Raw genomic sequence first — 25,667 nt, forward strand, 5'->3', positions numbered from 1 at the left:
TCTTCCTACTTCTTGGAGATGGTGCGGCTGCGGCCACGGAACTCGGCGATGAGCTCGCCGTAGCTGCCCGGTTCTTCGGGCGACCCGACGGCGGAAGGTTCGCTTGCGTCGGCCGCGAAGATTTGGATGTCGTACAGGCCGCTGCGGCCGTTGTTGGCGCGACGGTTCGCGACGGCGGTGATCACCTGGCCTTGATAGGCCGGCTTGAGGAAGTTGATGTCGACGCCGGCGGCGACAGTTATGGTGTCGGCTTCCGACGGCGAGGGGTTGGCCGGGTTGCATGCCAGTGCAAAAGCTGAATCGGCGAAGGCGAAGATCATTCCGCCGTGGGCCATTCCGAAGCCGTTGAGCATTTCCTGCCGGAGCTTCATGCGGACGGTGGCGTGGCCGTCGTCGACCTTGAGTACCTCCAGGCCCATCCACTCGGAGGCGTAGTCGTTCTTGAGAATCTGGTGCTGCGCTGCGCCAGAAAGGGTGGTCTCAACCATGCGTCATTGCCTCCAGCTTTATTTACCGAATGTTCATTAGGTAATCCCAGTTTGCTTGAACTGTCAAGAGGAGATCGCTCGGCGGGAGGGATCCAGACCCCCAAAACCCCGACGTAGTAGCCTCGAGTCATGCCGCTCATCGAACTGCCCATCCGGACCCCGAGGCTCGTGCTTCGCAGGTTCGAGGCCACTGACCTGGAGCGATTCCACGCCTACCAGTCGCTACCCGAGACGGCGCGCTTCCTGCTCCGGCAGGAATTGACCCTCACGCAGTCCATGGAAGCGTTGGGCCGCTACGCCAACTTCTCTTTCGAACAAGAGGGCGACTGGGTGTGCCTCGCCATAGAGCGCGCGGACGCGGCGGGCTTGCTTGGCGAAGTGGTGCTCAAGTGGCTGCCGGGCACGGGGCAGGCCGAAATCGGCTGGATCTTGGCACCGGAAAGCCGAGGCCAGGGCTACGCCGCAGAAGCGGCCGAAGCCGTGCTCCGCCTGGGTTTTGAAACCCTCATGTTCCACCGGATCGAGGCCAAGCTGGATGCCCTGAACACCTCGTCGTCGGGATTGTGCGAACGGCTTGGGATGCGCCGCGAAGCCGAGCTCGTGGACAACTGGCATTACAAGGGCCAATGGTCCACCGAAGTCATCTACGCGATGCTTGACTCGGAGTGGCGCGCGCGGAAATAGCGCCCGCTGCGAGCTGCTTGGGGGACGGTCATGGTGCGGGCTCCAGTTCTTTCTCGGGTGCGATGGATGCGGTTGCCCGGGAGAGAAGGATGACGCCGGCCAATGCGGCCGCGCCACCGAGGAGCGAGGCGACACCCGGGACTTCGCCGAGCAAAATCCACCCGAGCAGCAGGGACAGCACCGGCACGACGTACAGGAGAGAACCGCCCTCTGCCACGCTGGTCCGCGAGAGCGAAACGTTCCAGAAACCGTAGCCCACCACGGTGCAGATCACCACGAGCACGGCCAATGCCAGCCAAGCGTTCCACGTGAACTCGGACGGCGTCGCTGCGAACCGGGCGGTCGGCAGGGTTGCCACTCCGCCGATGAGGGATCCCCAGAAGACCACTTCGAGCGGAGGGACGCGTGCCAGCAGGGGCTGCTGGACAATGAGGAATGCCGACAGGAGAAGTGCGGCTGCCACGATGTACAAGGCATCGCCGTTGAAGCCGACGGCCGCGGAATCGCCCAGCGTAATGGCTACGACGCCTGCTACGGCAAGCAGCATCCCCCAGTAGCCCAGGCCCGACGTTCTCTCCCGCAACATCAGATGACCGAGGACGAACGCGAAGACGGGCGAGATATTCAGCAGGAGACTCGCTGTTCCGGCCGGAACGGTTGTCTGCCCGAGGTTCAGGAGCAGGCCGAAGCCCGCATACCCCAGTAATCCCGCGACAAGCATCCTCGGAATGTCACCACCCCGCAGCGTAAGCCGCTGCCGCCGGATCAGCAGCACCAAGCCAAGCACGACGGCGGCACCCAAGTAGCGCAGCGGCGTCAGGTCCTGGGGGTCCATCACTTTCAGGGCCTCTCGGGTAGCCACGTATGTGGGCGCGGAGGACAGCACCATCAGCACATCTGGTCTTCGGTACCATCCGGTCAAAATTGGGGCCTTCCCGGTGAAATGGCCCTTTGCTACAGGGCGGTTATTCAGGGAACTATTGCTCTCCCGGACGATTTATTCGTACAGTACATGAATTAGATCGTTCGCGGAAGAAATAGAGAGCCACTATTCTTTGAAGAGACCTTTGAGAAGCGCATCAGTCGGACATCGGCCTGAGCAGGGGAAACGAGGACGAGCGACATGACGGCGACCGCCAAGGACCACGAAGAGCGGCCCCGCGCCAAGACTGCCGGCGAACGGCAGCGGCACCCTACTGAAGTGCGGCGCCAGCTGGTTGTTGACGCCGCGCGGGACCTGATCGCGGACAAAGGACTGTTCAATGTCCTGATCCGCGACATTTCAAAAGCCTGCGGAGTGTCACCCGGGACCATCACCTACCATTTCAAGAGTCTCGACGAAGTCCTGATGGAAGTAGTCAAGGCGGAAACCGCAGACTTCTACGTTCCGCTGCAGGAGAGCGCCAGAGGATCCGGCGACCCCACTAGGGAACTGCTGTATTTCCTCGAGGGGATGTTCGGCTCCGACGCGAATTCCCGCAGGCACTGGCTGATCTGGTTCGATTTCTGGTCCGCTGCGGCCAGGGACGAAGCCTACGGACGCTGGATGGGCGAACACTACGACGGCTGGCGCAGCGCCTTGCGCGAGATCACCGAGCGCGGCGTCAGCGAGGGATCCTTCGTCTGTGACGATCCCCAAGGTTTCGCCATCGAGACGGCAGCCATGGTGGATGGCCTCGCCGTCCAGTGCTATGCGCGGGGTTCGTCCCTTCCGGTGGAAACATCGCGGAACCTGCTTATCGCGTTCGTGAGGCGCGAGCTCCAGATCGGGTGAGCAGTGCGACCAGGAAGAGTGCCGGAAACAGCCCCGCAGCGATCTCCGCACGGGCCGCGCACGCGCTCGTGAAGCGGACTTACGCCGACATGCGCGAGAATAGCAGGTACCGCTGGTGTTAAGGTGGGCTGAGCATAAGAGAGATGGGGATCTTGACGTGGGCGCATCGGGCGTGGCTGTAGTAATCGAGGATGACGATGACATCCGTGAGGTAGTCCATGCCGTCCTCGAGGCATCGGGCCTGGAGGTTTACGCGGCCGGAAACGGCGTCGATGGCGTGGATGCGGTCCGCCTTCACAACCCTGACGTGATCACTTTGGACCTTGGCCTGCCCGACATTGACGGGATAGAGGTAACCCGCCGCGTCCGCGAGTTCAGTGACGCCTACATCATCATGCTCACCGCCCGGGCACGTGAAGTGGACACCCTGCAAGGGCTGGCCATCGGCGCCGACGACTTCGTCACCAAGCCCTTCCGGCCGCGCGAACTCCTGGCCCGGGTTGAGACGCTCCTCCGGCGGCCGCGCGGCAGCAAGCTTTTGAGCAGCTCCGGAGGGAGCCCGACGGCGGAGCTGCCGCCGGCCCCGCCGTCGAACTCGCCAACCGGACCCACACCTGCGCTGCCGGCGGCTGAGCCGTCGGGACTGGAACACAATGGCCTTTTCCTGGACGTAGCCACGCGGACCACCCGGGTGGGAACCGAAGAGGTGCAATTGACCCGCACCGAGTTCGACCTTCTTCAGGCCCTCATGGAGGCCGGGCGCGTTGTGCGAAGCACCACGGGGCTTGCCCGCTGGCTCCATGCCAGGGAGTACGAAACGGGAGGTTTTGTCAGCGAATCCGAAGAGCGCGCGATCCAGGTGCACATCGCCAATCTGCGGCGGAAGCTCGGCGACTCGGCGCAGTCGCCGCGGTGGGTGGAAACCGTGCGTGGCGTCGGTTACCGCCTAGCGGCAAAGACATCGGAAAACTGACCCAATCTTAAGCGAACCTTTAACAACGCTCTTTACGCTGGGAAAGTCAACTTCGGATTTTCACGGCTCAAAGGAGCATCGCATGAAAAAATTCGCCGCAACACTGCTCATGACGGGCCTGCTGGCTATTGGCGGATTTGTCACCCCTGCCAATGCCGCACCGAAGACCACGCACGACACCACCGGCACAACAGTAACGACGGTTACCACCGGCACTGTTGTGAACTACGCTCAGATCGGTTGGTGGCCCAACTGACTCGCACTAGATGCCGTTTTGGCGCCTCATAACGGCATCTACTGCTAGCTACTTGGGTAGACGGGCAAGAAGAAGCTCCACGCACCGCCCCGGGCCACCGCCCAGGGGCGGTGTTTTATTTGTCCGACGCCGGGAGCTGCCGTTCCTGACCCTGTTTGCCGCGTTTGAGGCCCGGAGTTACGCGACTTGCCGTGTCGTAAGCGCTTTCCCAATTCAAAGAAGGTCAGGAAGGCGCCGGCCCGGGCCAGAGACGCCGCCCCTCAGCTCTCCGTATCCAGCGGGAGCCGGACTGAAACCGTGGTTCCTACGCCCAGGGCGGACTCGACGTCGAGCCGGCCGGAATGGCGTTCCACAATGTCGTGGGCAATCGCCAGGCCAAGCCCGCTCCCGGGGATGGCCGCAGTGGAGGCGTTTGAAGCGCGGAAGAACCGTGTGAACACCTGCTCGATCTCGGTTTCGGGGATCCCGACGCCGGTGTCCTCCACGCGCACCACCACGCTGGGAACCGTCCCCGGGTCCGAGGTGACCCCGCTGCTGACCGCGACGTGGCCGCCGTTGGGCGTGAACTTGATGGCGTTGCTGATGATGTTGGCGAAGACTTGCTCGAGCTTGGCCTCGTCGGCCTGGACGGTCATGGTTCCGGGCGCATGCATCACAGTGAGGGACAGCGAACGGGAGTCGGCGAGCGGCTGCAACGTCGAGACAACAAGCCTGAGCAGGGTGCCCACATTCACGCGGCTCAGTTCGAGGTCGCCGGAAGTGTCCTGGTGCGAGACTGTGAGCATGTCTTCGATCAGCCGTCGGAGCCGCTCGGCATTTCGTGAAATGACGTCGACCATCCGCTCGACGCCCGCGGGAAGAGGTCCACCGGCGCCAGCGCGGATCATGTCCAGGTATGCCGTGATGGACGTCAGGGGGGTTCGGAGTTCGTGGTTCACGGTGGTGAGGAAGTCGGTCTTGGCCTGGTCGAGTTCCTGGAGCTTGTACATGACCTGCTGTTGCGCGCCGATCAGGTGGCTCTGCATCAGGCCATACGCCAAGTTCCCCGAGACGTGCTGAATCAGGCCTATTTCGGCCCGGGTCCATTCCTGCGCCGTGTCCGGGCGGGCGATCCAGATGACGCCGAGAACGAGGTCTCCCTCGCCTACCGGCACCACAACAGAGGCCGACGGCGCCCCCGCACCACCGGTATCACCCGCACCGCCGGATTCACCCGAGGGAGCCCGTTTGGGCAGCGGCTGCACTTCCGCTTCTGCCCACAACCGTTCCGCCAGTTCGAACGTGGCGATTTCGTCAGTGAGTTCTCCCGGCAGGACTCCCGGCACCAGTCCGGGCGCGTTCCATTCGGCGCTCACCTGCGGCACCCGGGTATCCGGGAACGTCGTGAACCAGACGTGTTCCGCGCCCAAGGCCTCGCCGATTCCGTCGACCAGGTGCCGGGCAATCAGGCCTGGATCAATGGTTGACCGGATCGCCGCGGATACCTTCCGCAGGCTCTCCCTCAGCGACTCGGCTTCCGAACGGCGGCGCGTCCGTTCGGCGGCGCGGGCTATCAGTACCAAGGCCCGGTGCACCCGAAATGCGGGAGGCTGTCCTCGGTAGGTGTAATCAGCAATCGTCCACCCTTCCAGGGCAGCAACATCCAGCTCGTTCTCGGGATCCAGCAAGAGCAAAACCGGAACGCTGTTCCGGGGAAGGAACTCCCGGAGGTCGTTGTCCACCACCAGCACGTCGCACGGTTCGCTTTCCAGCGCGGCCGCAAGTGAACCGGCGTCGGGCACTGAACGAACCATGAACCCTGCCGCGGCGAGCGCTGCAACCGTCTCGGCGAGGCGGGCCGGGTCAGGGTCGGCCACCAAGGCCCGGTTTGGCAACGATGCATTGTCAGTCAAGCTACGCTCCTACTGTCCGGTCCGTCCCCCACGGGAAGCCTACTATCGAGAACGTTACTTGAGTCCGGCTCCAGGCAGCAGTTCGACGGCGCCAAGGGAGTCCGCGACGAAGGCATAGTCCCACGCGCGCTCGCGCCACTGCACGTACCGTCCCGATGCTCCGCCGTGTCCACCGTCCATCTCGATCTTCATGACGATGGGCGCACTGCCCGTGGTCTCGGAGCGCAGCACCTGGACCCATTTGGCCGGTTCAACGTAGAGCACGCGGGTGTCGTTGAAGGACGTGACCGCTGCGATCTGCGGGTACGAAACGGCCCGGATGTTCTCGTACGGGGTGTAGGACTTCATGTACTGGTACACCTCGGGATCGGTGATGGGGTTGCCCCATTCTTCCCACTCGAGCGCGGAGAGCGGCAGTTCGGGGTCCAGGATGGTGTTGAGCGCGTCCACGAACGGAACGGCCGCCACGATCGCGGCGTACTTTTCCGGCGCGAGGTTGGCCACGGCACCCATCAGCAGGCCACCTGCGGAGCCGCCCATGGCCGCGATCCGCTCCGGGGCCACCCAACCGGAGGACGCGAGCCAGTCCGTTGCGGCGATGAAGTCCGTGAAGGTGTTCTTCTTGTTGAGCTTCTTGCCGTCGTCGTACCAGCGCCTGCCGAGCTCGCCGCCGCCGCGGATGTGGGCGATCACCATGACGATTCCGCGATCGAGGAGGGACAGCCTGGCCACGCCGAAGCCGGGATCCATGCTGACCTCGTACGAGCCATAGCCGTACACCAGGCCGGCGGCGCTTGAGTCCCGCGCAAGGGAGGCGTGCCGCAACACGGACAGCGGGACGCGCGTGCCGTCCGCCGCCGTCGCCCATTCCCGGGTGGCCACGTAGTCGGACGCGGTGTATCCGCCCAGCACCGGGCTTTCCTTCCGCAGCCGCAGTTCGCCGTGCGGCAGGGCGGCGGTGGGCAGCACGAAGTCATACACGCGCGACGGCGTGAAGTAGGACGTGTACCCGATGCGGATCACGGGGGCTTCATAGTCGGTTCCACCCACGCCGGCCGTGTACAGCTCCTCATCGAAGGCGGGCTCAACCGCTGCGCCTTGCGCGGCGGTTCCCAGCCCGGCGAGCGGAAGCACCTGCACGCGTTCGATCGTGTCCTGCCGTACCGACACCACCAGATGCGTCGAGGTGACGCCCGCGCCGTTGACGCGAACGGCGTCGGAATGCCCGACGACGGTGCGCCAGTTCTGCTCGGACAGCGGCTTGGCGAACTCGGCCGGGTCCGCGATGGACACCATCGAGTTGATGGCACCCTTGTTGTGGGTCAGGAGGATGGTCTCAGCTTTTTGTCCATCAACACCATCGAGGAGGAACGGCTCGGCCTCGTAGAGGATGTGTTCGTCGCGGGAAATCACGGTGGACAGGCCGGCGTCGAAATCGTCGAAGCGCAGCAGGCGCGTCTCGCTGAATTCCGAGCAGCCGATGCTCAGCACGAGGTACCTCCGGTCGGAGGAGAGCTCGAATCCGAGCCACATTGCGACGTCGTCCTCCTGGTAGATCACCTCGTCCTCGCTGACGGGCGTGCCCAGGACGTGCGACTTTACTTGGTACGGGCGCCAGGAATCGTCAACCACGGTGTAGAAGATCCGCGTGCCGTCGGGGGAGAAGGCCACGCCGTAGAAGATGTTCTCGATGACGTCGGGCAGAAGTTCACCCGTGCGCAGGTCCTTGATGCGGAGCGTGAAGCGTTCCTCGCCGGAGTTGTCCACGGCGTAGGCGTAGAGGTTGCCGTCCAACGTCACCGCAGTGCCGCCAATGGAGAAGAACGGCTTGCCTTCCGCCTCGGCGTTCCCGTCCAGCAGGACTTCTTCACCCGGGAGTTCGACGCCGGGTTCCACCGCCGGCGGGGTCCAGTCCGCCACCGGGTTGCCCGAGTTCGCGGCCTGGACGCGGCACTGGATGCCATACTCCTTGCCCTCGACAGAGCGGGTGTAGTACCACCAGCCATCCTTGCGGCTGGGGACCGAGAGGTCCGTCTCCTGGGTGCGTCCCTTGATTTCCTGGAAGATCGCCTCCCGCAGCGGTTCCTGGTGTGCGGTGACGGCTTCCTGGTAGGCATTTTCAGCCTTCAAGTGCTCGATGACCTCGGAGGATTCCTTGTCCCGGAGCCATTCGTAGTTGTCCACGAAAACATCGCCGTGGTGCTCGCGGGTGTGCGGCACCTTCTTGGCGACGGGGGGAACTGGAGGCGTGGCAGGCTGGCTCATGGGGCAACTCTATAGAGGGCCACCGACACGCGACCACCGATTTCGCTCAGAGCGGCCGTTCCGTCAGCACACCACCGTTCCTTGGAAATATTGACCCGTCCACACGTTGCCGGGGGATACCTGATACAGCCCCCGGATCTGGTAGGTCCACGTGCCCTTGGCTGCTGGGGATTTGGTGTAAGTTCCACTAGGCGCTGAGAAAGTGGATCCGCCGGGGTTTACAACCGAAAACTCGTATGACGTCGCGCGCGGGACTGTTCCATAGTTGTCGACAATGACGATCAGGCTACGGGCTACACAAGTGGCGGTAACACTGGCACCGGTTGGGGCAGGCATTGACATGGTACCTACGCTGGTTGACGCCGAGTCCATTCCAGAGAACGCGGCCTGCGCGATGCCGGGAGCGAAGACCAACACCGCAGCCGCTGCCAGGACCGCGGCGACGCGCCCCAACGCAGGCGTCTGCGCTGCGTCGGCGGTGCTCCGGCTTCTACGCAAGGTCAGCGGCTTTCTGTCAGGCCCGGTGGTCCATTCCATTCTCACCGCTTTCATGCGGTAAGGGGAGGGCATCCGGTTCGGTTCTGTGAAGAGGATTTTACGCGGCGCGCCGGGTGGTGTGACCGCCCAGGGCCTTTTCCAGCTGTGGTTGGTGCTGGCGGACGAGTTCCCCGGCGTGGGCTGCCGCGGTGTGGTCGGTTGTGACCAAGGCGTGTTCGAGGCGGACGCAGTGCTGTTCCATCCGCAGCGCCCCCACCATCGAGGAGCTGGTTTTCAGGCTGAGCACCGCATCCATCGCGAGGTCGCTGTCGCCGGTACTCAGTGCGTGGCTGATCTTGTCCACACGCTGGGGAAGCATCTTGGCGTAGGCGGCCGCGAACTTCTCGGCAGCCTCCTTGCTTTTCATTTCCCGTGCCAGGCGCTTGAGCGGGCGACGGTCAAAGGCCGGCAGGGCAGCGCCGGTGTCCACGGCGCCGTCGTCGCCTTCGGGCTTTTTCCGCCAGATGGAGACGAGAACCATGACCACCAGGGCGGCCGGAGCGCCATACATCAGGACCTTCAGGACCACGGGATCACGAAGAGCGCGGATCGCGTTGCCCAGGTACGGGACGGTGAACACCTGGCGGTCAACCTGGCCTCCGGCCAATGTCGCTGTCCAGGGGTCGGCGCCGTTGTTCGCGTCGCCCTTGGTGCGGACGGTGGCAGTGCCTTGGTTGTTCACCGTCAGGTCGATGATCCGGTGGGTCTCCACCCGCTGGTCCTCCACCGGAATGTGGTAGGTGATGATGTCCCCGACCTTCAGGTTCTGGACCGCCACGGGAACGGTGACAACCACGTCTCCCGGGTTGATCAGGGGCGACATCGAGCCGGTGAGCATGGTGCTGGTCTGGTAGCCGAGGACGCGGGGCCCGACCGCGAGGAACAGGAACGCAGCCACTGCCGCGACCATGATCGTGGTGGTGATGACGCTGACCAGCGCCCGGGCAATCTTCGACGCAACACCCCGGTTCTTGCCCGAGCCGGGCGTCGCCGTCGTGGTGGCCGTCTGGGAGACCCGCCGGGGGCGGACCAGTGAAGCGGTCATGGCTGGGTCTCCGTTCTTGTGGAAGGCCCTCCGCCGTCGTTTGCATGGGGGGCTCGACGGCGGAGGGCTGGCTGGGTGGGGGTGTTACTGGTTGGTGGCGGTGCGCTGGGTGCCGGTGAAGTTGAAGGCGATGGTGCTGCTCTGGTTCTGGAGGGTGTTGTCTGCGGTGGAGGGCAGGGTGAGGGTGACGCGGAGGTTGTCGGTGTGTCCGGCGGTGACCGAGGTGAGGTTGGCCAGGGTGAGGTTGGCGCCGATGACGGGGCGGGAGGCGAGGACGCTGGTGGTGGTGCCGGAGCAGGTGTAGGTGTAGGCGGGGGCGGTGCCGGCTTCGGTCCAGGCGGTGGAGCAGTTATCGACGGTGACCTGCAGGCCCATGGTGGTGTTGGTGTCCAGCAGGGAGGTCGGGGAGGCTGCGGTGGTGAGGGTGATCGCGGAGAGGTTCTGGTTTCCGGTGGCGTTGGTCAGGGTGGCGACGCGTTGGACGGTGTCGCCGGGGACCAGGCCGGAGGCGGCGACGCTGAGGCGGTTGGTGGTGCCGGTGGCGCCGAGGGCGATGTTCACGATGCCGGAGGCGACGGTGTTGCTGGCGGAGGTGCTGGAGGTGAAGGCGCCGTAGGTTCCCAGTCCTGCCACGCCGGCAGCAGTGCCGACCAGGGCCAGGGATGCGATGACTTTGCCGGTGGTGGTTTTCAGGTTGAGACCCATGATCGTTTTCCGTTTCTTGAAGCCCGTGAGACCGGGACTTTGCTGTCCGATGTCCTCTACTTTCGGGCAGGTTTTTTAGGAAGCCGCAAGGTTCCCGCAAGCTTTTCTCGAAGTTTGGTTAAAGATTCGATCAAGTAGTTTTCGAGTGGTGGGAGGTAAATGCATTGCTGCCTCCCAGTAGTGGAAACGAGTAGCCCGCGGAGCCTCAGTAACCGTGGGCTGCCACATACTGCGGGAGGGTGTCGTCCCGCAGCGCCGCGGCCACTTCCCCGATCCCCGCGTAATCCGGCAGAACGATCGATTGTCCGTCCGGGGAAGTACCCGTGCCCGCGGTGGGCAAGGTGAAGAAGACTGATGCCGTGGGATCCACGGTGCGGAGTCCGTAGGCCAGGATGGCGACGGACATCGGGTCAAAGCCGTCGTCCACGGTGAGGTCATTGGCTGCGAATTGGACGAGTCCCAGCACGCCGGCAGGATTCTGCACGCCTCCCGAAAGCTTGACCAGGAGAGCGCGGAGGAACGTCTGCTGGTCGCGGACGCGCTGGTAGTCGCCGTCGACGAAGGCATGGCGCTCGCGGACAAACTCCAGCGCGGCCTGTCCATCCAAGTGGTTGATGCCGGCCACGAATTGATGCTGGGTCTCGATAGTGGAGGTGAACGGCAGCGTGACATTGACGTCGATGCCACCTAAGGCATCCGTCAGGAGCTTGAAGCCGTGGAAATCAAGCATGACCGTGTGGTCCACATGGGCGCCGAGCAGCGATTCCACCGTACGGACCACCAGGGGGGTGCCTCCCAGCCCAAGGGCCGAATTTACTTTTGACGCGCCGTAGCCGGGGATGTCCACCCAATTGTCGCGCATGATCGAAATACCGTAGACCTTGTGCCGGTCCGCCGGAACGTGGATCAGCATCAGGCAATCCGAACGTTGGTCCGATGCCTGGCCTGTTGTGATGGTCTGGTTGTTCTCCTCTTTGGCATTTTCACGGCTGTCGCTGCCGATCACCAGGATGTTCATTGGCGCCGCCGGAAGCTCCGGGATGGTCGGCGGGGCAGGTGCGGGGGCGGGTGCGGCAGCGGTTGGCTTACGGGTTTGAGTTGCCGACGGCGTGGGGGTCGCGGTGGGGCTTGGGGATGACGGTGCGGAGGACGGGGTCTTGTTGGATCCGGCGATGACCGCGGCCAAAACCACCACCAGGGCCAGCAAAACTGCCAGTCCCGCCGCAAGCCACAGTCGCCGTCGTCCGTTCATGTCCGGAACGTATCACCCAGGTGGGTTAAAAACGCGGCAGGGAAGGCCTCATTTCGGCCACAAAAATCACCCGAGCGCAGTCCTGGTGTCTCGACAAAATAACGTCTTGGTAGCACGATGAGAGATAAATCTCTCGCCTTCACATGGGCCGGTTTTGCCGTGTCCTTTCGGTTCCGTAATGGGGGGCTCTTGGCCCACGGAACCGGACGTTATCCCTGCGAGCAAGGGAGGATCCTGCATGGCCCCAACGCCGTGGCGCCGCGCCGTATGCGGGGGACGGGCAGCAGTTGCGAGCTGAAGTTCATAGGGAATTAAAAGAAACCGAGTCACCGTCAAACGACGCCATGGTCTCCGGCGCCTCAAAATTTCCAGGCTAATAACAGCCGGTCAGCAAAGATTTTCCTAAGGAATGAGTCTTATGACTGCTCATCCAAAACCCCTCCTATTGCCGCGCCTTCGGGCGCTCATGATTTTGCTCCTTGCCCTGGTATTGCCGGTCGCGCTCAGCGGCACAGCGGCAGCGGACACTGGCAAATCCCCAAGGACGTGGACCGTCCAGGTCGGCTCCGAATCGTCGGACCAGGCCATCCAGGGAATGTCCTTCCTGCCGAAGAACATCTACATCAATGCGGGTGACAAGGTCGCCTGGGAGGCCAACGCGGCCGAAATACATACAGTCACGTTCCTGGCCGCCGGGCAAACCATCGAGTCCACGCAACCCTTTGATCCATTCAGTCCCCTCTATATATCCGCGCAGGGCGGCACCTCCTACGACGGGCACTCCTATTACAACTCCGGCGTGATGTCGAACGTCTCGAACAGTGGGTTCTCCGAAGTCGGTTCCTACACCTTGAAGTTCCCGGATACCGGCGATTTCACGTACTACTGCCTGGTGCATGGCGCGGCCATGAAGGGCACAGTCCACGTGCGGGCCAAAGGTACGGACTACCCGTACACCCAGGGGCAATACAACAACCGGGTAGAGCGGGCTGAAAAGGCCATCATCCGTGACGGCTACCAGCTATGGAGCGACGCCCGCGACCAGGCGGACAACCACACCGTGATTGCCGGAGCCGACGACGGCGTGGCCAGCGTCATGCGGTTCATCGAGCCAAAGGTGGTCATCCATGTTGGCGAGAGCGTGAGCTTCGTGAACAACGGCATGGGCGAGCCGCACACGGTGACCTTCGGTGCCGAGCCGGCCAACCCGTTCCCGCCGCTGGGCGATCCGACGAATTACACGGGCGGGCAGCTCAATTCGGGTATCTTGCCGCCGGGCGTGACGTTCACGGTGACCTTCAACAAGGCAGGGGTGTACGACTACATCTGCGCACTCCACGACTACTTTGGAATGGTCGGCAAGGTGGTGGTGAAGGACTAGCTGCTGATTCGAACGCATACTGGGGCTTGTTTCCCGTACGTGGTAGTTTCTTGCATATCCGGGGCTGGTTTCCTGCATGTGCGCTACAAACACCCGGCCGGGAACCAAGCCCCGGGTTGCGGGGGGCCGTGAGCAGGCGGTGCGCACCGCCGTCGTACGCGTTGTATTCTGTACGCTTAGCTGAATTAATAAGCAACCTTATGAAATGAGTCTTTGCGCCATGTTGGACAGCCCTCATACGTACTCGAGTGCACTGGGCGCCCCCGGCTTTCCGGCCGGAACTTTCCTCTTTGACCCGCTCACCGGGAAAGCGGAATGGTCCGACGGGCTCTTCAATCTCCACGGCTACCAGCGTGGGGAAGTAGTGCCCACGCTCGAGCTGCTGATGTCGCACAAGCACCCGGATGACCGGCCGCGGGCCATGGAGATCCTGGCTCAGGTATTCCGCGAGGGCGGACACTTCTGCATTTACCACCGGATCATCGACGCGCAGGGACATGTCCGCAGGGTCCTGACGGCGGGGAATGCGCAACTGGGCCCCTCGGGCACCGTCGCGCTCGAGGGGACCACGGTGGACCTGACGTCCACGCTGCGGCGGGAAACCGAGCAGGCGGCGCGTGACGCCGTCGCGGGCGCCAATGCGACGCGGGGCGTCATCAATCAGGCACGCGGCATCCTCATGGGGCGGCTGCTCCTCAGCTCCGAGGCCGCCTTCAAACTGCTGGCGGGTTGCAGCAGCATGACGAACGTCAAAGTCGCAGTCCTCGCCTCCCACCTTGTTCGCGTGGCTGACACCGACGCGGGGCCGGAAGCGATGGACGAGTTCATCCGTGTTCTCCAGGCGTGCGACCAAGCGGCGGTGAAACGCGCGTTGAGCCCGCAGTAAGAAGCCGGCCGGCCCAGCCATCGCCTCGCGCCCGACGGCGTGGCAGTATGTTGTGGGTCAGGCTCGATGAGGGCGTCTCCGCGACAAGGAGCGACGGTCATGACCTACATCTACAACTTCGCCGATGTCCAGGCAGCGGACGTCGCCGTGGCGGGCGGCAAGGGCGTCGGGCTGGGCAACCTGGTCCGCGCCGGGCTGCCGGTCCCTCCCGGGTTCGTGCTGACCACCGCAGCGTATGAGGCCTTCGTGGATGCCAACGGGATCCAGGCGCGCATCCAGGAACTGGCGACCCTCCCGTCGGAGGCCGCGCCCCAGGATTACGAGGACGCCTCGGCCGCGATCCGGGACCTTTTCACCGGTGGGACCATGCCTGCGGCCATCGCATACGAGCTCGCTGCCGCTTATGAAGGCCTTCGCGGCGACGACGGCGGCGCCGTGGCGGTTGCGGTGCGCTCGTCCGCCACGGCCGAGGACCTTGCCTCGGCCAGTTTCGCCGGGCAACAGGAAACCTACCTCAACGTCCGCGGGGCGGAAGCGTTGGATGCCGCCGTCGTCGACTGCTGGTCTTCCTTGTGGACGGCGCGGGCCATGGCCTACCGGACCCGAGAAGGCATTGCGCCTGGCGACGTACGCCTCGCGGTGGTTGTCCAGCGAATGGTGGAGGCCGAGGCCGCCGGAGTCATGTTCACCGCCAATCCGGCCAACGGTCGCCGCGACCAGATCGCGATCAGTGCCGCGTGGGGCCTGGGGGAGTCCGTGGTCAGCGGAACCGTCACCACGGATGACCTTGTTGTCGAAGCGGGAACGGGCCGCGTGCTCTCGCGCCGGACGGCCGACAAGGAAGTCATGACTGTGTACGCCGAGGGCGTCCCGGACCGCGCCGCCGACCGCGCCGACGTCGCGCCGGACCAAGGAGGCACTACGGAGCAGCCGGTCCCGGCGGAACTTCGCAACCGGGCCGTGCTCGACGACGGGGCTGCCGCCGCGCTGGCCCGCTATGGAACGAGGATTTCGGACTACTTCGGAACTCCGCAGGACATCGAATGGGCGCGGGCGGACGGCAATTTCTTCATGCTGCAATCCCGGCCCATCACGGCACTGCCTGAACCCGTTGCCGATACCCCGGATACCTGGCCGTTGCCCTACCCGAAGGGGCTCTACTTCCGGGCAAGCATCGTGGAACAACTGCCGGATCCGCTCTCGCCACTGTTCGCCGACCTCATCGACGGCTCGGTGACCCGGTCCCTCAAGGCCCTGATGAACGAGGCCGTCGGGAGCGAAGTGGTCAGGGACGGCGACGTCGGGCTGCCCACTATCAACGGGTACGCGTACTACTACTACCGCACCGCGGCGATGTGGCGCGTGATGGGCAAGGTTGGTCCCGCCGTGGTCGCCTTGGCTCGTGGCAAGGCGCACATGGGCTTGGCTGGCTGGAGGGAATTCTCGCATCCGCGCTATAAGCAGGTGCTCGAGGACTGGTCCGCAAAGTCCCTGGGGGAGCTTTCGGGAGAGGAGCTGCTTGCGGGTGTCCGGACGCTGCTCGACGCCGGAACCGTGTACTACACGGCCGTGGAGTCCGTCATACCGATCGCCGCCACGAGCGAAATTTCCTTCCGCGCGTATTACGACAAACTCATCCGACGCACTGGAGATCCTTCGGCGGAGACGTTCCTCCTCGGCTATGACAGTGAACCCATACGGGCAGAGAAATCGTTGTACGACCTCGCGGCGTGGGCCCGGGAAGTCGAGGGGCTCGCCCCGGCGATCCTCAATCAATCGACGGCCGCACTGGCTGAGTCGCAGAGAAACTGGCTCCCGCCTGCCGGCATGGACCCGGCGCTTTGGCAGCAATGGCGTCCGCGTTTCCAAGCCCACCTCGATCGCTTCGGCCATGCGGTCTACAACCTGGATTTCGCCAGCCCGGTGCCGGCCGACGATCCTTCGGCGCTATTGGACACGGTGAAGTTCTACCTCCGGGGACAAGGCAACGATCCGCATGAGCGCCAGCGGCTCTCGGCCGCCCGGCGGGAGGACCAAACCGAGCGCATACTCGCCCGGCTCGGACGGACCCGGCTCGGGCGGAGTCGTAGGGCGCCGTTCATCCGTCTGCTCCGGTGGGCGCAGAAGTCCGCACCGATCCGCGAAGACGCGCTCGCCGACGTCGGGCTCGCCTGGCCGCTGATCCGGCGGATGCTGCTCGAACTCGGACAACGGCTGGTCTACTCCGGCGTCGTCGCCCGTCCCGCCGACGTGTTCTGGCTACGACAGCACGAGCTGCAAAGCGCCGTCGAGTTCGGCCTCGCCGCGCCGCAACCGCCGGGCTCGACGGAACCGCCCGCACCCGTGGCGGTGGCAATTACCGGGGCGGCGCGCCCCGTCCGCGCCGACGTCGTCGACGAGCGCAAGATGCTTTGGCGTGGCCAGGCCAAGGCGGCCGCACCGCAACTGCTGCCGGAGACCCGTTGGATGAAGGGCGCTTTCGAATCGATGATGCCGGCACGCTCCCAGGACCAGCCGGGCGACGTCATCAAAGGAGTCGGCGCCAGTGCCGGCCGGGTCAGTGCTCCTGCGCGTGTGCTGGGCGGGCCCCAGGATTTCAGCCAGATGGCGCCCGGCGAGGTCCTGGTTGCCCGTATCACCACTCCCGCGTGGACCTCGCTGTTCGCGATGGCCTCCGCCGTGGTCACGGACGTCGGCGGCCCGTTGAGCCACAGCTCCATCGTGGCCCGGGAGTACGGCATCCCCGCCGTGCTCGGCACCGGAGTCGCCACCCAACGGCTCACGAGCGGCCAACAAATCACCGTCGACGGCGACGCGGGCACGGTGACCGTCGAACCCCCACCCGCCTAGCGTTGCGCCCCCCTCCGACGCCCACTCACTTATGTGGTGTTTTCGGCGGACGCTCGCTCGCTTATATCTGAGCGAGGGTTCGGGGATTTGGCCACATATCCGAGCGAGGGTTCCGGGATTCGGCCGTATATGTGAGCGAGGGTTCGGGGGTGGGGCCCGACGGCGGCGGGGCGGTTGTGCTGTTGGGGCGCCTTTGGGTTGTGCCCCCTCGGACGCTCGCTCACTTATGTCGTGTTTTCTGCGGACGCTCGCTCACTTGATTTGGCCGTGTATGTGAGCGAGGGTTCGGGGGTGGGGCCCGACGGCGGCGGGGCGGTTGCGCTGTTGGGGCACCTTTGGGTTGTGCCCCCTCGGACGCTCGCTCACATATGGGGTGTTTTCGGCGGACGCTCGCTCACTTGATCCGAGCGAGGGTTCGGGGATTTGGCCACATATCCGAGCGAGGGTTCGGGGATTTGGCCGTATATGTGAGCGAGGGTTCCGGGGGTGGGGCCCGACGGCGGCGGGGCGGTTGAGCTGTTTTCCCACCTTTGCTCGGGCTCGGCAGGAAAGCCCAAGATCGCAAGGGTTTCCCTAGGTTTAACCCAAGAAATGCGCAGGATCGCGAGTCTTGACACAGGAAGTCCCAAGGACTGCTCCACGGGGTATTTGGCGTTGCTAAGTTGCTAGAGAGCTGGTGCTGGACCAGCCCACATTCCCCAACTCGCTCAGGAGTTTCAAATGTTTGCTTTCTTCTCCAATGCCGCATCCCGTATCCGTCGCGACGAAAAGGGCGCCACCGCCGTCGAGTACGGCATCATGGTCGCCCTTATCGCAGTGGTCATCATCGCCGCTGTCACGTTGCTGGGTGGGACGGTCCAAGACACGTTCACCAAGGTCCAGTGCTCAGTGGCTGGTAAGACCTACACCGCTGGAGCATCCGCTGGTAAGGCCACCTGCGCCTAGGTCGTTCGCCTTCTCCCGACCGTTCGTACCAGACAACAAGGAGCATCAATGCTTTCCGCTTTCCTAAAGTCCGCGTCTCACGTGCGGCGCGACGAAACAGGTGCCACTGCCGTCGAGTACGGCATCATGGTTGCCCTTATCGCAGTGGTGATCATCGCGGCTGTGACGCTGCTGGGCAGCACGGTCAGGGAGACGTTCTCCCAGGTCCAGTGTTCCGTCAGTGGCAAAACCTGGACGGCTGCCACCACTTCGGGTGGTACTGGCACCTGCGCCTAGAAGTCGTGCTGCGAGTGCCCGGGAGGCAATTCGGGGCATACCAAGCAATTTCCGAGTGGCGGCGGCATTCAGGCGGCCGCCACTCTGCTTGGTTCGAACTATCCGTCGCTGGGAGGGCAAGATCATGCCGAGGGCTTCAGAGCGCGGTGCCGTGGCTGTTGAATTCGCCATCCTGGCACCGCTCCTGATCATGTTGCTCCTAGGCATCATGGAATTCGGCAGGGCTTACAACGTTCAGGTATCGCTCTCAAATGCAGCCCGCGAAGGAGTCCGTGTCATGGCGATTTCGAATGATCAGACGGCAGCCAAGACAGCGGCGAAGAATGCTGCAGTGTCGTTGAATCCAGGGCTGGCAGACACGAACTTCACCTTCAGTCCGGCCAGCTGCACCTCCGGCGCACAGATGTCCGTGACCATCAAGTACACCCTCAGCACCCTCACTGGAATCGCTGGGCCTTTCCCCATGCAAGGAGTAGGAGTCATGGTATGCGGCGGCTGACGATCCGCGATGACGACGGCGAGCGCGGTGCAGTTGCCGTCCTCGTCGCCCTCTTGCTGGTGGTGCTGCTCGGTTTTGCCGCCCTCGCCGTGGATGCGGGAATGCTGTACTCGGAAAAGGCGCAAGTGCAGAACGGGTCCGACGCTGCCGCCCTCGCCGTAGCGCAGAAATGCGCCGCGAATACGAGCGATCCGAATTGCTCCATCACGTCGCAGATCGCGGCTGACGTAGCCAATAAGAACGCAAACGACGGCCTGAACAACATCAAGTCGATCAACCTGGACCTGACGAACCGGAAAGTCACCGTGACCGCAGGCGCCCAGCAGGCAGGCGGAGCGCCGAACGCCGTCTCACTCTTTTTCGCGCGAGTCCTCGGTATCAGCACGAGCAACGTTGTGACCACGTCGAATGTTCAGTGGGGGAGCGCAGTCGCCGGCAGAACCGCATTTCCCCTCGCGTATTCCATCTGCCAGGTGCAGGGATACATCGGTGGAGCACTCCAGCTTCTTCAGGATCACGGCTCCGGTGCCAATCCCAGCTGCAATTACGGCCCTTCAGGCGCCACGGTTGCCGGCGGATACGGCTGGATAGTCCAAGACACCGGTGCGTGTGGCGGCACGATTAACCTCGCCGTCAGCGAGGGTGGGAGCGCCCCTGGTAACAGTTCGCCGGGTAACTGCGCAACCACCCTTCAAAAGTGGGCAGACACCATCAACGCGGGCCGCGAGGTCGTCGTCCTGCTTCCGGTCTTCGATGCCGTCACAGGTACGGGTGCCGGCGCAATCTACCATCTGGTCTCCTTCGCGGCGTTCAAAGTGGCCGGATGGACATTCAGCGGCAACAACAATCTTCCGGACAGTTTTCACAACACAAGTCCCTACGTCCCTTCAGCAGTTTCCTGCAACGGCAACTGCCGCGGAATCATCGGGAGCTTCATCAAATACGTCTCGCTGGCGGATGGCTACACGCTGGGCCCGGTAGATGCGTTTGGGGCCACCATTGTCCGCCTCACCCCCTAGATTTTCATCCGTTCTATGAGCACAGGAGTTGTAAGTGAAGTCACGCTTGTTGGCCGGGTCGGCAGCGGCAGTGCTGGCCCTCGTCGGGGTGATTCTCGTCTTTTCCTACGCGCAAGGAGCGGATCAACGGGCAGTCCAAAACTTGGCGCCCGTTGATGTGTTGGTGGTCAAGACAGCCATCCCGGCCGGCACCTCTGTTGACGCCATGAAGGATTCCCTCGATACCCAGCAGTTGCCGGGATCGGCGGTCCCCAAGACCGCGCTACACACCTTGGGGGACGCAGCAGGCAAGGTCGCCGCCGTCGACCTCGTCCCTGGCGAGACGCTGGTGGCCGAACGTTTGGTGGCCCCGGACGCGCTCAAGACTCCTGGGGACGTCAAGGTGCCCACAGGACTTCAGGAAGTCTCCTTCCAACTGGAACCCCAGCGCGTGGTCGGAGGACGACTCGTTCCCGGCGACCATGTTGGCATTTTCATCTCCATGTCCAGCGGCGGAAGTGACTCGAAGTCGGACAAAGGGACCACCCAATTGACCATCCCCAAGGTTCTTCTGACCGCGGTCCAGCGCGCCCCCCAAGCGACCGCAAGCCAGCAGCCGACGCCGACTCCCGGCTCTGGTGGCGCGGCGAACCCTGGCGATACAAGCCTTCCCACCGGTTCCCTCTTGCTGACCGTTGCGGTAAGTGACGTGGACGCAGCCAAGATTGTCTTCGCCGCCGAGTACGCCAAGATCTGGTTGAGCAAAGAGCCGTTGGATGCCAAAGACAGCGGCCCCACCGTCATCCAGCAGAGCGGGGTATACAGGTGAGCCGTTTTGTCCTGATAACCCCCAACACCGACTTTGACCAGCGGCTGCGTCAAGCTGTTGCGGGTGGCCTGCCCGGAAGCGTGCAGACTTTCTTCACGAGCATTTTGCCGGCCGACCCGGCTGAGCTGTTTGGCGCGCTCAATCAGGAACAACTGGAAGTGCTGATTCTGGGACCTGACGTTCCCGTTGAGGACGCCCTTCGCTTGGCAACGGTTTTCGATGTGCAGTTGCCGGAGCTGAGCGTGATCCTCGTCAGCGAACTGGATCCCGCTTTCGTGCTCCAGGCAATGCGGTCCGGCATCCGCGACATCATGAGCCCGGATGCGGACCTGGCCCAGATACGGGTCATGCTTGAGCGCGCGTGCCAGTCTTTCGCGAGCCGACAGCGCACTGGGGATGCCAAGCAATCGGGCTCGCCGAAGGGCCTGGTGATCGGCGTCTTTTCGCCCAAGGGTGGCGTGGGCAAGACGACAATCGCCACGAACATCGCCGTCGGGCTGGGCAAGATCGCCCCCATGAGCGTGGTGATCGTGGATCTGGACCTGCAATTCGGCGACGTCGCTTCCGGGCTCTATCTGAATCCGGAACACACCGTTACCGACGCTGTCACGCCGTCGGCAAGCCAGGACTCTCTTGTACTCAAGGCCTTTCTGACGGTCCACCCGGCAAGCATTTATGCCTTGTGTGCACCGAAGGACCCCGTCGAAGCAGACGAGATCTCGCCGGAACAGGTGGGCCGACTCCTCGAACAGCTCGCCCAAGAGTTCCAGTACGTGGTGGTGGACACGGCACCCGGACTGCCCGAGATCGGGCTCGCTGCCCTAGAACAATGCTCGGACGCTGTCTGGGTGACGGGCATGGATGTTCCGAGCGTCCGGGGCCTTCGCTCCGGCCTGGATATTCTCCGCAGGCTGAACCTGTTGCCGGAAACCCGGCACGTGGTGCTCAACATGGCTGATTCCAAGTCGGGGCTGTCGGTCCAGGATGTCGAATCGACCGTCGGTGCCCCGGTTGATGTGAGTATCCCTCGATCGAAAGCTGTAGCGTTTTCCACCAACCGCGGCATTCCCGTGCTCCAGGACTCGGTGAAGGATCCGGCCGTCAAAGGACTCAAGCAACTCGTCGAGCGTTTCAATCCCACGTGGCGAGCCACGGCGCAGCGCAAACTGCACAGAAGGGTAGTGGTCTAATGAAGCTGTCCGAACGCCTGCATGCTGCCGAGGACAAAATCGAAGGGTCCTCTGGCCCGGGGAGCGACCTTGGCCCGAGCACGCTGTCTACGCCTAAACCGACATTCGCCGAGTCCACTCAGCAAATCATGTCATTTCCCGCGGGGAAGCCTGGCAGCGCGGTAAAATCCCACACTTCGGTCAAGCTGTCCGACGTCCCTGACTCTCCGAAGCTCAGGGCCCAACAACCGGTGGACGCCTTCGCTGCCCTCAAGCAGCGCGCCGCCACCGCGTTGTTCGAGCGGTTGGGGGCAAGGTTCAATGATTCGAGCGTCAGCGAACGTGAATTGCGGTCGACTGCGCGCGAAGAACTCATCCGGATCATCGACGCCGAGCAGGTGCCGCTGTCCGCGGATGAGCGCAGCAGGCTCGTGGCCGACGTGGCGGATGACGTCCTTGGCTATGGGCCGCTCCAACGCTTGCTGGACGATCCAGAGGTCACCGAAATCATGGTCAACAGGATGGACCAGATCTATGTCGAACGAAAAGGCAAGCTGATCCTCACGGACTCCGGATTCAGCTCTGAGGACCATCTCCGGAGGGTCATTGAACGCATCGTTTCGAAGGTGGGGCGCAGGATCGATGAGTCGTCACCCCTCGTTGATGCGCGACTTGAGGACGGGTCCCGAGTCAATGCGGTGATCCCTCCGCTTGCGGTGGGCGGCTCGTCGCTGACCATCCGAAAATTCAGCAAAGTACCGTTGACCATCAGGAACCTGATCGACTTCGGCACGCTCACGCCCGAGATGGCTGAGCTCCTCAATGCTTGCGTCAAAGCGAAGCTGAACATCATTGTTTCCGGGGGTACCGGAACCGGTAAGACCACCTTGTTGAATGTCCTCTCGTCTTTCATCCCGGAGGACAACCGCATCGTCACCATCGAGGACGCTGTAGAACTGCAGATTCAACAGCAACATGTGGTCAGGCTTGAGAGCAGGCCCCCAAACACCGAGGGCAAGGGTGCAGTGACCATCAGGGAGTTGCTCAGGAACTCCCTCCGTATGCGGCCGGACAGGATCGTCGTCGGCGAGGTCCGCGGCGGAGAGTCCCTCGATATGCTTCAGGCGATGAACACCGGGCACGACGGTTCACTGTCAACGGTGCACTCAAATTCCCCTCGCGATGCGGTGGCACGCCTTGAAACCTTGGTCCTCATGGCCGGCATGGACCTTCCCCTGCGCGCGATCCGTGAGCAAATTGCCTCCGCCGTGAATCTCATCATCCAGATCTCCCGTTTGCGGGATGGAACGCGCCGCATCACACACGTCACGGAAGTCCAAGGCATGGAAGGGGACATTGTCACCCTCCAGGACGCTTTTATTTTCGACTACTCGGCTGGCGTCGACGCGCACGGTAGGTTCCTGGGAAAGCCTGTCCCGACGGGTATTCGTCCGCGCTTCATCGACCGCTTCGATGACTTCGGCATTCATGTGTCTCCCGCAGTATTCGCCGCTCCCTTGGCAACTGCAACAGCAGCAAGGACGTGAGCGGAACATGATGCTCTTGACCGGAATGGCCCTGATGTTTTCAGCCATCCTGCTCCTCGGGGTGGCCGTGATTTTGCCGAAAACCCCGGAAGTACCGTTCGATCGAAGGCGGCCTTACCATGAAGGCTCGGGGTCCCAGCTGACCCGTTTTGCGGGTTCTGCCTCCGAAGCAGTTCATGGGGTTCTGGCCAGGCGCGACGTCCGGCTCTTTAACCGTGAACAACTGGAGAATGCCGGGCTGCGAATGAGCCAGGCGGACTTCTTCATCCTTGTGATTGCGGGTGCACTCGTGGGTGCCTTGATCGGGCTGGTCATCGGCGGCCCATTCGTAGCTTTTCTATTCTTCATCCCGGCGCCCTTCGTGGCACGGATGTTCTTGAGCTCCCTTGCCGGTAAGAGGCGCGCGAAGTTCGATGCTCAGCTTGGGGACACCCTCCAATTACTGGCTGGTGGCTTGCGAGCCGGGCACAGCATCCTCCGTGCCATCGACGCTGCGGCCACAGAGTCTGCCAGCCCCACGTCCGAGGAAATGCGTCGGATCATTACAGAGACAAGCCTTGGCCGCGACCTTGAGGCGTCGCTTAACGATACGGCGGAGCGAATGCGGAGCGAGGACTTTGTATGGATAGCGCAGGCCATTCAAATCAACCGCGAGGTGGGCGGAAACCTTGCGGAGGTCCTAGACCAGGTCAACGAGACTATACGTGAACGCAGCGAGATCAAGGGCCACATCAAATCCTTGGCCGCGGAGGGAAAGTTCTCCGGATACATCCTGATGGCGCTTCCCTTCGGCATCGTGACCATGCTCCTGGTTGTCAACCCTGGCTACATGAATGTGATGTTCGCCCAGCCGCTTGGTTGGGGAATGATCGGATTGTCAGTCATTCTCATGACCATCGGCGGTCTCTGGATGCGCAAGATCATCGACTTGAAGTTTTGAGGTGACTCGTGAATCCCTCTCTCCTTGTCTCGCTGCTGTTGGTTCCATTGCCTATCGCCTACCTCGCGTGGTCGTTCCTCTCGGTTGACCGAAAAGCCCAACGTGCTGTCCGCGTGCTTTTGACGCAGGGCCAAAACGTTGCCGAGGCCGGTCCACAAAGTCGTGGCGGTGGACTCGAGCTCATTGGCTACCGTCTGACTCCCGCGGGCTACGTCCAGAAGCTGGATCGGCTGCTCTCGTTGGCCGGCCGCCCGCCGTCGCTCCCTTTGGGGCGCGTCCTCGCAGCCAAACCGCTGCTCGGATTGCTCGGCGCACTTTTTGGGTTTGTGATCAGCTCCAATAGCTCGAGCGGAATCCTTAAGCTCCTGGGAATATTTGTTGTGCTGCTTGGATACTTTATTCCGGACTTAATGCTGTACAGCAAAGGACAAGAGAGGCAAAAGGCCATGCAATTGGAACTCGCAAATACCATGGACCAAATGCTGATATCGGTCGAGGCGGGCCTCGGTTTCGAAGGAGCAATGGCCCGTGCCGGGGAAAACGGGAAGGGGCCGCTGGCTGAGGAGTTGGTTCGGACACTGCAGGACATGCAAGTTGGACGGAGCCGTCGTGAGTCCTATCTGGCGTTGGCCGAGCGCACCAACATTCCGGAGCTTCGAAGCTTCGTGCAGGCCGTGATTCAGGCGGACACATACGGCATTGCGATCAGCCGTGTCTTGCGGGTCCAGGCGAAGGTGATGCGGGTGAAGCGTCGCCAACGTGCCGAGGAGAAGGCGATGAAGCTTCCCGTGATGGTCCTCTTCCCCCTTCTGCTCTTCATTTTCCCCGTGTTGTTCATCGCCATCCTGGGGCCGGCGATCATCAATGCTATAGCCACGTTCAGCGGAGGCTGAGCGCAATATCACATTCTCCGAATTGTTAGACCGGATGAAAGGGGTCTAAATCAAGAAAGGCCTAAGATTTCCTTAAGATAGCCATAAGTTCGGTTTTTCCGGAAATTCAGAAAGTAGCATTGGGCTATGTTCAGTTCAGGTTCCAGCGAGGTCAACGAGGATTCAGATCCGAGCCATCCCGGCTCAGTCGACGACTCTACTGGGCTGCCCATCGTCCCGCTGGCCGAACATCCCATACTGGATCTCGCGGAATTCCAACTCCTGGAAGACCAAGTGGACAATCCGCTGATCGCACGCACGTTTGCTGGCGACTTCGCAAAACTCTGGGTTAAGCGATACGAAATCCTGGCTACCGCCGTCGAGCGCGGCGACGTGGCCGCGGCCCTGAACGCGGTCCTAAGCCTCCGAACCTCGTCAATTATGGTTGGCGGTGTTCGCCTCGCGGTGCTTGCAGCGCAACTGGAGGAACGCATTCGAAAAAGTGAATTGCGGGAGGCTCGGCCCCTCCTCAAGGAAGTTGCGGAATGCGGGCATCTGACGGTCCAGGAACTAAAGGACAGCTACGTACTCCGGAACGATTGAC

At 62.9% G+C, this 25,667-nt stretch carries 25 protein-coding genes; 18 read left to right on the plus strand and 7 right to left on the minus strand.

The window, feature by feature from the left end; translation table 11 throughout:
- Positions 1–5 precede the first annotated feature (5 nt).
- Positions 6–488 (minus strand): hotdog fold thioesterase, encoded by a 483-nt coding sequence (locus VLA65_RS12440; RefSeq protein WP_059389548.1) that lies wholly within the window; start codon positions 486–488, stop codon positions 6–8.
- Positions 489–617: 129 nt separating this feature from the next.
- Between VLA65_RS12440 and VLA65_RS12445 the strand changes: the two genes are divergently transcribed.
- Positions 618–1,172: a GNAT family N-acetyltransferase gene (locus VLA65_RS12445; RefSeq protein WP_284990053.1), complete on the plus strand. Its 555-nt coding sequence runs from the start codon at positions 618–620 to the stop codon at positions 1,170–1,172.
- Between the two features lie 28 nt (positions 1,173–1,200).
- On the opposite strand, the gene VLA65_RS12450 is transcribed toward VLA65_RS12445, so the two are convergent.
- Complete coding sequence (locus tag VLA65_RS12450; RefSeq protein ID WP_284990052.1) at positions 1,201–2,061, minus strand: DMT family transporter; 861 nt, start codon at positions 2,059–2,061, stop codon at positions 1,201–1,203.
- A gap of 234 nt (positions 2,062–2,295) precedes the next feature.
- Between VLA65_RS12450 and VLA65_RS12455 the strand changes: the two genes are divergently transcribed.
- From VLA65_RS12455 to VLA65_RS12465, 3 genes are all read left to right on the plus strand, one after another.
- Complete coding sequence (locus VLA65_RS12455) at positions 2,296–2,946, plus strand: TetR/AcrR family transcriptional regulator (RefSeq protein WP_307054608.1); 651 nt, start codon at positions 2,296–2,298, stop codon at positions 2,944–2,946.
- Positions 2,947–3,118: 172 nt separating this feature from the next.
- Positions 3,119–3,919: a response regulator transcription factor gene (locus VLA65_RS12460; RefSeq protein ID WP_332602676.1), complete on the plus strand. Its 801-nt coding sequence runs from the start codon at positions 3,119–3,121 to the stop codon at positions 3,917–3,919.
- Between the two features lie 82 nt (positions 3,920–4,001).
- Positions 4,002–4,175: a hypothetical protein gene (locus VLA65_RS12465; RefSeq protein ID WP_172465637.1), complete on the plus strand. Its 174-nt coding sequence runs from the start codon at positions 4,002–4,004 to the stop codon at positions 4,173–4,175.
- 260 nt (positions 4,176–4,435) lie between these two features.
- Here VLA65_RS12465 and VLA65_RS12470 read toward each other — a convergent pair whose 3' ends face one another.
- Positions 4,436–6,067: a sensor histidine kinase gene (locus tag VLA65_RS12470; protein ID WP_332602677.1), complete on the minus strand. Its 1,632-nt coding sequence runs from the start codon at positions 6,065–6,067 to the stop codon at positions 4,436–4,438.
- A 54-nt stretch (positions 6,068–6,121) separates the two neighbouring features.
- Positions 6,122–8,332 (minus strand): S9 family peptidase, encoded by a 2,211-nt coding sequence (locus tag VLA65_RS12475; protein WP_332602678.1) that lies wholly within the window; start codon positions 8,330–8,332, stop codon positions 6,122–6,124.
- Positions 8,333–8,672: 340 nt separating this feature from the next.
- Between VLA65_RS12475 and VLA65_RS12480 the strand changes: the two genes are divergently transcribed.
- Complete coding sequence (locus VLA65_RS12480; RefSeq protein ID WP_332602679.1) at positions 8,673–8,891, plus strand: hypothetical protein; 219 nt, start codon at positions 8,673–8,675, stop codon at positions 8,889–8,891.
- Between the two features lie 36 nt (positions 8,892–8,927).
- Here the strand turns inward: VLA65_RS12480 and VLA65_RS12485 are convergent, their stop codons facing one another.
- From VLA65_RS12485 to VLA65_RS12495, 3 genes are all read right to left on the minus strand, one after another.
- Complete coding sequence (locus VLA65_RS12485; protein ID WP_332602680.1) at positions 8,928–9,914, minus strand: signal peptidase I; 987 nt, start codon at positions 9,912–9,914, stop codon at positions 8,928–8,930.
- An 84-nt stretch (positions 9,915–9,998) separates the two neighbouring features.
- A complete protein-coding gene (locus VLA65_RS12490) occupies positions 9,999–10,619 on the minus strand; it encodes a TasA family protein (RefSeq protein WP_284990045.1) in 621 nt (206 codons plus the stop codon).
- A gap of 205 nt (positions 10,620–10,824) precedes the next feature.
- A complete protein-coding gene (locus tag VLA65_RS12495) occupies positions 10,825–11,871 on the minus strand; it encodes an LCP family protein (protein WP_332602681.1) in 1,047 nt (348 codons plus the stop codon).
- A gap of 418 nt (positions 11,872–12,289) precedes the next feature.
- Here VLA65_RS12495 and VLA65_RS12500 point away from each other — a divergent pair, with 418 nt between their 5' ends.
- The 13 genes from VLA65_RS12500 to VLA65_RS12560 all read left to right on the plus strand — a co-directional run bounded on the left by VLA65_RS12500 (position 12,290) and on the right by VLA65_RS12560 (position 25,666).
- The gene (locus VLA65_RS12500; RefSeq protein ID WP_332602682.1) at positions 12,290–13,252 is read left to right on the plus strand and encodes a plastocyanin/azurin family copper-binding protein; all 963 of its coding nucleotides are present in this window, start codon (positions 12,290–12,292) and stop codon (positions 13,250–13,252) included.
- Positions 13,253–13,472: 220 nt separating this feature from the next.
- Complete coding sequence (locus VLA65_RS12505; protein WP_307054626.1) at positions 13,473–14,138, plus strand: PAS and ANTAR domain-containing protein; 666 nt, start codon at positions 13,473–13,475, stop codon at positions 14,136–14,138.
- A 99-nt stretch (positions 14,139–14,237) separates the two neighbouring features.
- Positions 14,238–16,988, plus strand: a complete 2,751-nt coding sequence (locus VLA65_RS12510; RefSeq protein ID WP_332602683.1) for a PEP/pyruvate-binding domain-containing protein — start codon at positions 14,238–14,240, stop codon at positions 16,986–16,988.
- A gap of 720 nt (positions 16,989–17,708) precedes the next feature.
- Complete coding sequence (locus tag VLA65_RS12515) at positions 17,709–17,933, plus strand: Flp family type IVb pilin (protein WP_059389558.1); 225 nt, start codon at positions 17,709–17,711, stop codon at positions 17,931–17,933.
- A 48-nt stretch (positions 17,934–17,981) separates the two neighbouring features.
- Positions 17,982–18,209 carry a Flp family type IVb pilin gene (locus VLA65_RS12520; protein ID WP_059389559.1) on the plus strand — a complete coding sequence of 76 codons (228 nt, stop codon included), beginning with the start codon at positions 17,982–17,984 and terminating at the stop codon, positions 18,207–18,209.
- Positions 18,210–18,333: 124 nt separating this feature from the next.
- On the plus strand, positions 18,334–18,708 hold the full coding sequence (locus VLA65_RS12525; RefSeq protein WP_059389560.1) for a TadE/TadG family type IV pilus assembly protein: 375 nt from the start codon (positions 18,334–18,336) through the stop codon (positions 18,706–18,708).
- Positions 18,696–19,727, plus strand: coding sequence for a Tad domain-containing protein (locus tag VLA65_RS12530; RefSeq protein ID WP_332602684.1), 1,032 nt, complete (start codon positions 18,696–18,698; stop codon positions 19,725–19,727). Before VLA65_RS12525 ends, VLA65_RS12530 begins: the two co-directional genes overlap by 13 nt.
- Before the next feature lie 34 nt (positions 19,728–19,761).
- On the plus strand, positions 19,762–20,535 hold the full coding sequence (gene cpaB / locus VLA65_RS12535; protein ID WP_307053690.1) for a Flp pilus assembly protein CpaB: 774 nt from the start codon (positions 19,762–19,764) through the stop codon (positions 20,533–20,535).
- Positions 20,532–21,725, plus strand: coding sequence for an AAA family ATPase (locus VLA65_RS12540; protein WP_306959129.1), 1,194 nt, complete (start codon positions 20,532–20,534; stop codon positions 21,723–21,725). Before cpaB ends, VLA65_RS12540 begins: the two co-directional genes overlap by 4 nt.
- Before the next feature lie 128 nt (positions 21,726–21,853).
- Positions 21,854–23,251, plus strand: a complete 1,398-nt coding sequence (locus tag VLA65_RS12545) for a CpaF family protein (RefSeq protein WP_370872703.1) — start codon at positions 21,854–21,856, stop codon at positions 23,249–23,251.
- A 7-nt stretch (positions 23,252–23,258) separates the two neighbouring features.
- Positions 23,259–24,191 carry a type II secretion system F family protein gene (locus VLA65_RS12550; protein ID WP_332602685.1) on the plus strand — a complete coding sequence of 311 codons (933 nt, stop codon included), beginning with the start codon at positions 23,259–23,261 and terminating at the stop codon, positions 24,189–24,191.
- An 8-nt stretch (positions 24,192–24,199) separates the two neighbouring features.
- A complete protein-coding gene (locus tag VLA65_RS12555; protein ID WP_332602686.1) occupies positions 24,200–25,084 on the plus strand; it encodes a type II secretion system F family protein in 885 nt (294 codons plus the stop codon).
- Positions 25,085–25,210: 126 nt separating this feature from the next.
- Positions 25,211–25,666: an Hpt domain-containing protein gene (locus tag VLA65_RS12560; RefSeq protein ID WP_284990031.1), complete on the plus strand. Its 456-nt coding sequence runs from the start codon at positions 25,211–25,213 to the stop codon at positions 25,664–25,666.
- Position 25,667: the final 1 nt, after the last annotated feature.

The organism is Arthrobacter sp. S2(2024) (genome assembly GCF_036662515.1).
Lineage (GTDB): Bacteria > Actinomycetota > Actinomycetes > Actinomycetales > Micrococcaceae > Arthrobacter.